Source organism: Calothrix anomala FACHB-343 (assembly GCF_014696435.1).
In the GTDB taxonomy this organism is placed as follows: Bacteria; Cyanobacteriota; Cyanobacteriia; order Cyanobacteriales; family Nostocaceae; genus Aulosira; species Aulosira anomala_A.
In genome coordinates this window covers 60,532-68,882 of the sequence record NZ_JACJQG010000050.1, presented here as the reverse complement: position 1 = coordinate 68,882, position 8,351 = coordinate 60,532, and the positions used below count along the sequence as shown (strand labels likewise).

Below are 8,351 nucleotides of genomic sequence, written 5' to 3'. Positions count from 1 at the left end.
ATACGAAGCCTGCCTTCGCAGGCTATCAAACTTTTAGCCTGCGAAGGCAGGCTTTGTTGGTATAGCAATACCCTTCTAGGGTATTGCGTCAAAATTGGGATGCTCCCACTATTGACTATTGACTATTGACTATTGACTATTGACCAATGACCAATAACTTAGATTCCTATCGAGCCTTAGCACTGCAAGTTACCTGTCATGCAGTTAATCAAGCGAGCGATCGCACTGAAGCTCGTGCTTTAATGCAAAATACCATAAACCGCTTATCACAGCAAATCGCCGCTAGTCTTGCATTTATTGGTTTTGACTGTAAATTAATTGTTTTACCAGAATATTTCCTCACAGGTTTTCCGCTAGGTGAATCGTTGGCGGTGTGGGCTGATAAAGCCTGTTTAGAAATGCATGGGGCTGAATATGAAGCCCTCGGTAAAATTGCTCAAAAGCATCGGATATTTTTAGCAGGAAATGCTTACGAATTAGACCCGAATTTCCCTGAATTATACTTTCAAACCTGCTTTGTAATTGACCCGTCGGGAAATATCGTCTTGCGATATCGACGGTTAAATTCTATGTTTGCACCCACACCCCATGATGTGTGGGATAAATATCTCGACTGCTACGGATTAGAAGGGGTTTTTCCCGTAGCTAAAACTGAAATTGGCAATTTAGCTGCTTTAGCATCTGAAGAAATTTTATATCCAGAAGTCGCCCGTTGTTTAGCCATGCGCGGCGCAGAGATTTTTCTCCATTCCACCTCGGAAATTTACAGCAAAAATTTAACGCCCAAAGATGCAGCTAAAATTACTCGTGCGGTAGAAAATACAGCATACATTGTTTCTGCTAATACTGCAGGTATCGCTAATATCCCCATCCCCATATCCTCAGCAGATGGCGGTTCTAAAATTATCGATCATCGGGGAATAGTTTTAACAGAAACAACTACAGGCGAAAGTATGGCAGCCTTTGCAGAGATAGATCTCGCTGCTTTAAAACGCGATCGCAAAAGACCAGGGTTAAATAATATACTTTCCCGCCAGCGATTTGAACTATACGCCCAAAGTTATCTGAAGTCGCAATTTTACCCACCAAACACTATGCTGAATACAGAAGTAGACCGCAAACACTTTCTGCAAACACAACAAGCCACCATTGAACGCCTAGCCCAATTAGGCATAATTTGATGGTAACTGATTAACTGTTGACTGTTGACCGTTGACTGTTGACTGTTGACTGTTGACTAATCCTCAATGCCCCATGCCCCATGCCCCATGCCCAACTCAATCGATGTTCGCAATCCTCGGACAGGAAAATTTGACTATGTGATTATCCCGCCGCCGCCTAAGCTGCTGGCGCAGTTGTGCAATCGACTGCGACGGGCGCAAGTTCGTTGGCAGCAGCTCAGTATTGATGAGAGAATAGAAGTATTACAAGAATGGAAACAAGCGATATTAGCAGAACGCGATCGCTTAACTGAAGCTTTGGTTAATGATACCGGCAGATTGTCAATTTCGGAAATGGAAATTGACTCTTTCATCTCTAGCATAGATCGCTGGTGTCGGTTAGCACCAGACTTACTACAAGACTCCGCCAAAAACACTAGCATTCCTTTTATCGCCTTACAACAAACAGCCGTTCCCTATCCCCTTGTTGGCATAATTAGCCCCTGGAATTTCCCCTTATTACTCTCAACAATCGATGCTATTCCCGCATTACTCGCCGGTTGTGCAGTCATTGTTAAACCCAGTGAAATAGCACCGCGTTTCGTCGCCCCATTAATGACAGCATTAAATGCTGTACCCAAATTACGCGATGTTTTTACCTTTATTGAAGGTGCAGGTGAAACCGGAGCAGCTTTAATAGAATATGTAGATTTAGTCTGCTTTACAGGTAGTGTTGCCACAGGGCGAAAAGTTGCGGAAATTGCCGCCAAAAGATTTGTTCCCGTATTTTTAGAATTAGGTGGTAAAGACCCCGCAATAGTTTTACAATCAGCTGATTTAGACTTAGCTACCTCAGCAATTTTATGGGGTGCGGTTGTGAATTCTGGACAGTCTTGTCTTTCAATTGAGCGAATTTACGTTGCCGAATCTATATTTAATAAATTTGTTTCTTTATTAGTCAATAAAGCCCAACAGATAAAATTAGCTCATCCCACATTAGAAAGTGGCGAACTAGGCCCCATTATTGCCGAAAAACAAGCAGCAATTATTAGCGATCAGCTTTTAGATGCTGTTGATAAAGGAGCAATGATTCATTGTGGCGGTAAAGTTGAAGAATTAGGCGGTGGTTGGTGGTGTCGTCCCACAGTTTTAACTAAGGTCAATCATACCATGAAAATTATGACCGAAGAAACTTTTGGCCCCATTATGCCAATCATGCCCTTTTCGCAAATTGAAGAAGCAATAAATTTAGCTAACGACTCAATTTATGGTTTAAGTGCATCTGTCTTTGCCGAATCCCCAGAATTAGCCTTAGAAGTTGCCCAACAAATAGAAGCAGGAGGTATTAGTATTAACGATGCAGCTTTGACTGCTATCATGCACGAAGGCGAAAAAAATTCATTCAAATTTTCTGGTTTAGGTGGTTCGCGCATGGGGCCTGCAGCGTTGAAAAGATTTATGCGTAAAAAAGCCTTTTTAATCAAAACCAACTCTGCAAATAACCCCTGGTGGTTTGATGAATGAATCACCATTGTACAGACGCGATTCATCGCGTCTCTCGCGTCTCTCGCGTCTCTCACCATTAACAATATCAAGGAGTTTTCTATGTCTACCATCCGCGAAGGAATGCCCGTACTTGTCCGTCATGAAGGAGAATGGGTAGGTACTTATACAGTAGTAGATAACGCCGGAACAATTCTCGATAAATATCAGTCTCATCTAAGTTGTCAATTCCCCGAAAATGGCCCCCATCCCTATTATCAAATCAATCGTTATACCTGGGCTGACGGGAAAAAAGAAGAACATCAATTTCCGGGAATATATCGCGACAAAGCCCTATTTTTTGATACCGAACGCATTACCGGAAAAGCTTGGGAAATCGACGATTCTACAGTCATATTATGGTTTGCTTATAAGAACGCACCAGATATGAATTTGTATGAAATGATTCAAATTAGTCCAGACAATAACTATCGCGCCCGTACTTGGCATTGGTTTAAAAATCATCAAATTTATCAACGTACCCTCATTCAGGAAGAAAGGTTAAAATAGTCATTTGTCAGAGACGCGATGAATCGCGTCTGTACAATAATCATTGTCATTCTTCCTTGTCCCCCTTGTCCTCCTTGTCCCCTTTCCCTTCCCTTCCATCTTCATGAGTAGATTATTCAGTAAAAAAATTAGCCTAACGGCAGGTTTAGCAACCTTATTATGTGTTGGGTTAGGTAGTAATCATTTATATGCTCAGTCAACAAATGAACAGGTAAATCAACAACAGCAACCTGTACAAAATGTTGCTTTAACTCAAAAAGCAGAAACCCTAACTCAACCATTTCTTTCCTTACCCTTCATTCAATCGGTTCAGCTAATCGCCACGAATTTATTAAATTTTGTTAATGATGACCAAGGAATTGAACAGAATTTAATCTCAGCCGCTACACCATATAAAGCTATTGATGAGTTAAAGAAATTTAAATTTAATGTCAATCCTAACCAAGTTTTTAATAGTGGAAAGTTACCAAGTACAAAAATTAAATTAAACCAAGCAGATTTACTTACTGTTCTCACCAACACCAGAAAATATTACCAAGACCACGCCAATGCAGACCCCGATGTTTTACGTAAAGGGATACTTGAAACTCAAGGGGTAACGGTAGACGATGTGATTAAAACCTTAGATTTCATGGTTGCGGTTTTAAAAGAAGATATTGCCAATAATCGCCCTACCCGCTTACAAGACCCTAACTTTATTAATAAAAATTTTAAAGTAATCAAATGGACTGCTTATAATCCCAAAGTTAAAAATCAACGCCAACTGCGGATTACTAAATATGCGGTATTTATTCACAATGGGACGCGGAAGAAAACTGCTAAATATAATATTCCTATTTATAGTTTAAATGATAACTTCACTGCTGATAAATTCTACACCAGATATACCAAGCAGGATGTATTATCGGGAATATATGAACCAGGTGGTAAAGAATTTGGCAAAGTTGAACCCTTAGCATATTTAACTCGCACCGGACTGGAAGAAGCACTCATGCAAGGCACTATATTAATTAAGTTTCCAGATGGTAAAGAGGGGTATTTTAACGTTGATAGAAGTAATGAAATACCTTATGTCAGGGGTTTAAAAGCAACAGCGCAAAAACGTTATTGGTATTTTAGAGAAGTTAATGCTATTAAAGGTTATGGATATAATATTGATGCCAAAATATCCATCAAACCCGGAGTAACTTTTGCAGGCGATGTCCTGAATATGGGTTTAGGTAAAGTAATTGTCATTGAGCATAATGCAGGTGGAAGCAAACAGTTACAAATGGGCGTAATTGCTGATACAGGCGGAGCCTTTTTACCTAATCTCTATCAACTTGATTTTTTAGCGGGTATTTTTCCCAGTCAGAAAGCATTTGTCAACCATATCAGCAAATTACCTGAATATGCTACAGCATATATTTTAGTGAAAAAATAATCTTGACTTTTGAATATCAAAAATTAGGGTGGGCATTGCCCACCATTTTTTTATTATAAAAATAATTAGCCTGATAAAATTTACAGCAATTTTCACCTATTTAAACCACATCTGTTGTAGGGGCACGGCACCGACAATCTTTTGGTACATACAATAATTTTACTAGTGCCGTGCCCCTACAGCGTGGTCTATTTACCTGAAAATAGCTGTAATTACATATTCTGTTTTATTAACTGTTTATTTTATACCTCTTAACCTAAGATATTTAATTTAAAGCTGATGCATTAAATCTTAGGAGTATTATTTTGATGAAATCAGCTAAAAACTTAGTAGTAGCAACAATTGCAACCGCTATTTCCTTGATAACTATTACTGCTGCTAAACCAACACAAGCTGCAATTATTAATTACAAATTCAAAGTAAATGCAACATCAGGAGATAATCCTGGTAGATATTTCGGTTCTTTTCGCTATGATGACTCAAGTTTAACTAAGACAGGTCTGGAAACTATCGGAGTTGAAAACGGATTAGCCTTAAATTTTAATTACTTGGGTAAGAATTATACACAAAAAGATGATTTTGATTTTGATGCTTTCCCCATTCTTACCTTTAATAATGGTACGCTTCAGGGATTAAGCTATTTTGTCGCTGATAAGTTTGCGATCGCATCTGAGAATCTCAATAACCCAGATGTAGGTGGAAACAGATTTTATTCCCTAAACCAATCTGTAAACGCCACCGAAGTAGGTACAGTCAGCTATCAAGTACCCGAACCACTAACTGTTGGCGGAACTGCGATCGCAACTTTAATGGGATTGTGGATGAAACGCAAAAAAGCCACAAAACTTGCAGCTTAATCACAATATAGTAGGGGCGGGGTTTCCCCGCCCACTCATAGAACGGGGATTTTCGCTAATTTTTGTTACAGTCCACCAATCACACCACCATCAATGCGAGTAATCACCACAGTTGCAGAACGTGGGCGACCGGATGGGCCATAACCTTGACTAGCCGGCCAATTACTAGTCTTGGTGGGGTTTAAGGTATCGCCGCTATCACCTGGATGCTGAATATTAATAAACATCGCTTTTCCGTCAGGGGTGGTAGTTATACCTGTGACTTCACAATCTGTAGGACTGGTTAAGAAGCGTCTAACCTGTTTGGTGTTGGGGTCAGCACAAGACATCGTATTGCTACCAATATTTACCAAATCACCAGTACCATCACCTGCGTGGTCGGTCTGAATCCATAAGCGACCGAAGTCATCAAACCACAAACCATCTGGCGAACTTAAGTCATCGCCTTTAATATTTCCTTGAAGATTTGATTCTGTCCGAGTTTTATCACCAGCTTCTAAGAAAATATCCCATGTAAAAGTTGTTGTTGTGACGGTGCGTCCATCTTCACGCCAACGAATGATGTGACCAAAACGGTTGTCAGGACGGGGGTTAGCTGCATTTACAGGAGGACGCGCACTACCTGCTCCTGTTGAACCATCGGCATTGTTGATGGAGACTGGAGTTGTACCCCGACGGTTATTGTTGGTCAATGTGCAGTAAACTTCAATCTCTTTATAACCGCCAATGCGAGGACGTACTGCTGTCCATTCTGGTCTATCCATCATGGTTGCACCAACCCGATCCGCCGCCTGACGAGTCTTGACCAGGACTTCAGCTTGGTTTTTAAAACCATTTTCGGCTGTCAGACCTCTTTGACCATGCACTAAAGGAATCCATTGGCCAGTACCGTTATCGTTAAACTTGGCAACGTATAACACCCCATTGTCAAGTAAATCGCGGTTAGCATTACGATTTCCCGGATTCAAACGCTGGGAACAAACGAACTTATAGATATATTCGTTGCGTTCGTCGTCTCCCATATAAAAAGCCACATTATTTCTGTCATCGACCACAACCTGAGCGCTTTCATGCTTGAATCTACCCAAGGCAGTACGCTTAACTGGTTTGCTTTGTGGATCGTAAGGATCAATTTCTACTACCCAGCCAAATGAATGGGATTCGAGGGGGTTAGTGCGGTTGTTGAAACGTGGATCGGCTTGATGCCATTTATAGCCAGCACCAGAGGCGGAAAGACCGTAACGATTCTGTCCTGCAAGAACCTCCGCGTCTGGGATTCCGGGAGTAGAAACTAACGCCTCTCCATTGTTTCCGAAATAGCCATTCCAATTCTCTTCACAGGTTAAATAAGTACCCCAAGGTGTGTAACCGTTGGCGCAGTTGTTAACTGTGCCGTAGGCGGTGTAACCGTCGTTAAATCTGCCGGTGTCAACAGAACCATCAGGTCTAATATCAAACTTCTTCGATTTCAAAAGTGGATCGCCAGCCGCAGGGCCAGAAATTCGCATTTCGGTGTTAGCTGTGATACGGCGACCATAGGGTGAATTGGGATTGTATTTCCATTCCTTACCTTGCTTAGAAATTTCTACAACCGATACACCATGCGCTGCCTGAGACTTGCGTACCTTAGCAATTGAAACTGGATCTAGACCGTCACTATGGAGAATTGATTCTTGGGTGTACTCATGGTTGACACACAACAAACCATTATTAATTGGTTGGTTGATAAAGCCTCGTAAGGATCTGGCTTGTGAACTGACTGCACGACCTACAACGTTTCCTGGAGAGAGGGGGAAGTAGTGCATACCATCGGCGTGCATCCCAAACTGTTTTTCCTGTGCGGCTGCATCTTGGGAAGCATTAGCTAGCCAAGTCGGGCCGCCAGAAGCGATAGGATCTCCCCAAGCTACGAGTACTTTAGCTGTGTAACCAGCAGGAACACTGACTAGATCATTTTTTAACCTGTCACCGACACGCAGATTTGGTGGAATACTCTTGAAACCAATACCAGCAAATCCTTTACTTTTGCGAATGTCCGAGGCTTCGACGGTTTGGATTAAGCCACCAATAGATATATCGCCGACGACGGTTAAGGCGGCTGTGCTGGCGGCTGTGATGAGGAAGCGCCGACGGCTGACACTCATCCTATCGATGACATCACGAATTGATTCGTTAGCAGAGGGGTTGAGACTGACATTGTTTTTTGGGTGAAAGCGTCCTTTCATTTGTTGTTCTCCAGATTTAAGTTATTACTGATAAATTGAGCAATTAGTTAATCAAAACTGCATATATTTAATTAAGTCTTGTCTTTTGTACAGCTAATAACTGTTAATTAATGGCACGTTAAACTTCATATAATCTGCTGGTCAATGCATAAAACATCATGAATATATATTTATGTGACAAACATTAACATAAGTTTATGTAATGATTAAAATGAACTATTTATTGTGATTTTAGTGAGGAGTTGGTGGCGATCGTATATCCGACTTCTTAAAGAAGTAGGGGATTTAGGAAAGCAGCAAAATTAATAAAACAAAGCACTAAGCTAGGCTCAAATTAACTTTGATAATGACATCATTATGATGATGTGAAAATCTCAGTTGAGTCAGAATTGAGAATTAACTTAATTAATAATTCCAAAATCTCTAGTTTCCAGAATTAAGGCACTAATTTTAGTACCTTAGTTTTGAGTAGAGAACTTAATTTTATGTAATACAACAGATGTGGTTTAAATAGGTGAAAACTGCTGTAAGTTGACACAGGTGGGCAATGGCTTACATGAATATTAAGAGCTATTTAACAAAAGATAAAATTTACATTTACCAAGGTTTTATATATCAAATAATCTAGAAATAA

The 8,351-nt window shown here is 40.6% G+C and carries 6 protein-coding genes; 5 read left to right on the top strand and 1 reads right to left on the bottom strand.

Features of this window, described 5'->3' with window-relative positions:
- Window positions 1-146 precede the first annotated feature (146 nt).
- From H6G08_RS24900 to H6G08_RS24880, 5 genes are all read left to right on the top strand, one after another.
- Window positions 147-1,181, top strand: coding sequence for a nitrilase-related carbon-nitrogen hydrolase (locus H6G08_RS24900; protein WP_190547863.1), 1,035 nt, complete (start codon window positions 147-149; stop codon window positions 1,179-1,181).
- Window positions 1,182-1,268: 87 nt separating this feature from the next.
- Window positions 1,269-2,684, top strand: a complete 1,416-nt coding sequence (locus tag H6G08_RS24895; RefSeq protein WP_190547862.1) for an aldehyde dehydrogenase family protein — start codon at window positions 1,269-1,271, stop codon at window positions 2,682-2,684.
- Between the two features lie 81 nt (window positions 2,685-2,765).
- Window positions 2,766-3,212, top strand: a complete 447-nt coding sequence (locus H6G08_RS24890; protein WP_190547860.1) for a DUF3598 family protein — start codon at window positions 2,766-2,768, stop codon at window positions 3,210-3,212.
- Between the two features lie 103 nt (window positions 3,213-3,315).
- Window positions 3,316-4,635, top strand: coding sequence for a hypothetical protein (locus tag H6G08_RS24885; RefSeq protein ID WP_190547858.1), 1,320 nt, complete (start codon window positions 3,316-3,318; stop codon window positions 4,633-4,635).
- A gap of 308 nt (window positions 4,636-4,943) precedes the next feature.
- Window positions 4,944-5,492 (top strand): PEP-CTERM sorting domain-containing protein, encoded by a 549-nt coding sequence (locus H6G08_RS24880; RefSeq protein ID WP_190547856.1) that lies wholly within the window; start codon window positions 4,944-4,946, stop codon window positions 5,490-5,492.
- A gap of 65 nt (window positions 5,493-5,557) precedes the next feature.
- On the opposite strand, the gene H6G08_RS24875 is transcribed toward H6G08_RS24880, so the two are convergent.
- Window positions 5,558-7,717, bottom strand: coding sequence for a PhoX family protein (locus tag H6G08_RS24875; protein WP_190547854.1), 2,160 nt, complete (start codon window positions 7,715-7,717; stop codon window positions 5,558-5,560).
- Window positions 7,718-8,351 lie beyond the last annotated feature (634 nt).

Coding starts and splice junctions, on each gene's coding strand:
- H6G08_RS24890 (WP_190547860.1), top strand. CDS start 2,766: ATGTCTACCATCCGCGAAGGAATGCCCGTACTTGTCCGTCATGAAGGA.
- H6G08_RS24885 (WP_190547858.1), top strand. CDS start 3,316: ATGAGTAGATTATTCAGTAAAAAAATTAGCCTAACGGCAGGTTTAGCA.
- H6G08_RS24895 (WP_190547862.1), top strand. CDS start 1,269: ATGCCCAACTCAATCGATGTTCGCAATCCTCGGACAGGAAAATTTGAC.
- H6G08_RS24900 (WP_190547863.1), top strand. CDS start 147: ATGACCAATAACTTAGATTCCTATCGAGCCTTAGCACTGCAAGTTACC.
- H6G08_RS24875 (WP_190547854.1), bottom strand. CDS start 7,717: ATGAAAGGACGCTTTCACCCAAAAAACAATGTCAGTCTCAACCCCTCT.
- H6G08_RS24880 (WP_190547856.1), top strand. CDS start 4,944: ATGAAATCAGCTAAAAACTTAGTAGTAGCAACAATTGCAACCGCTATT.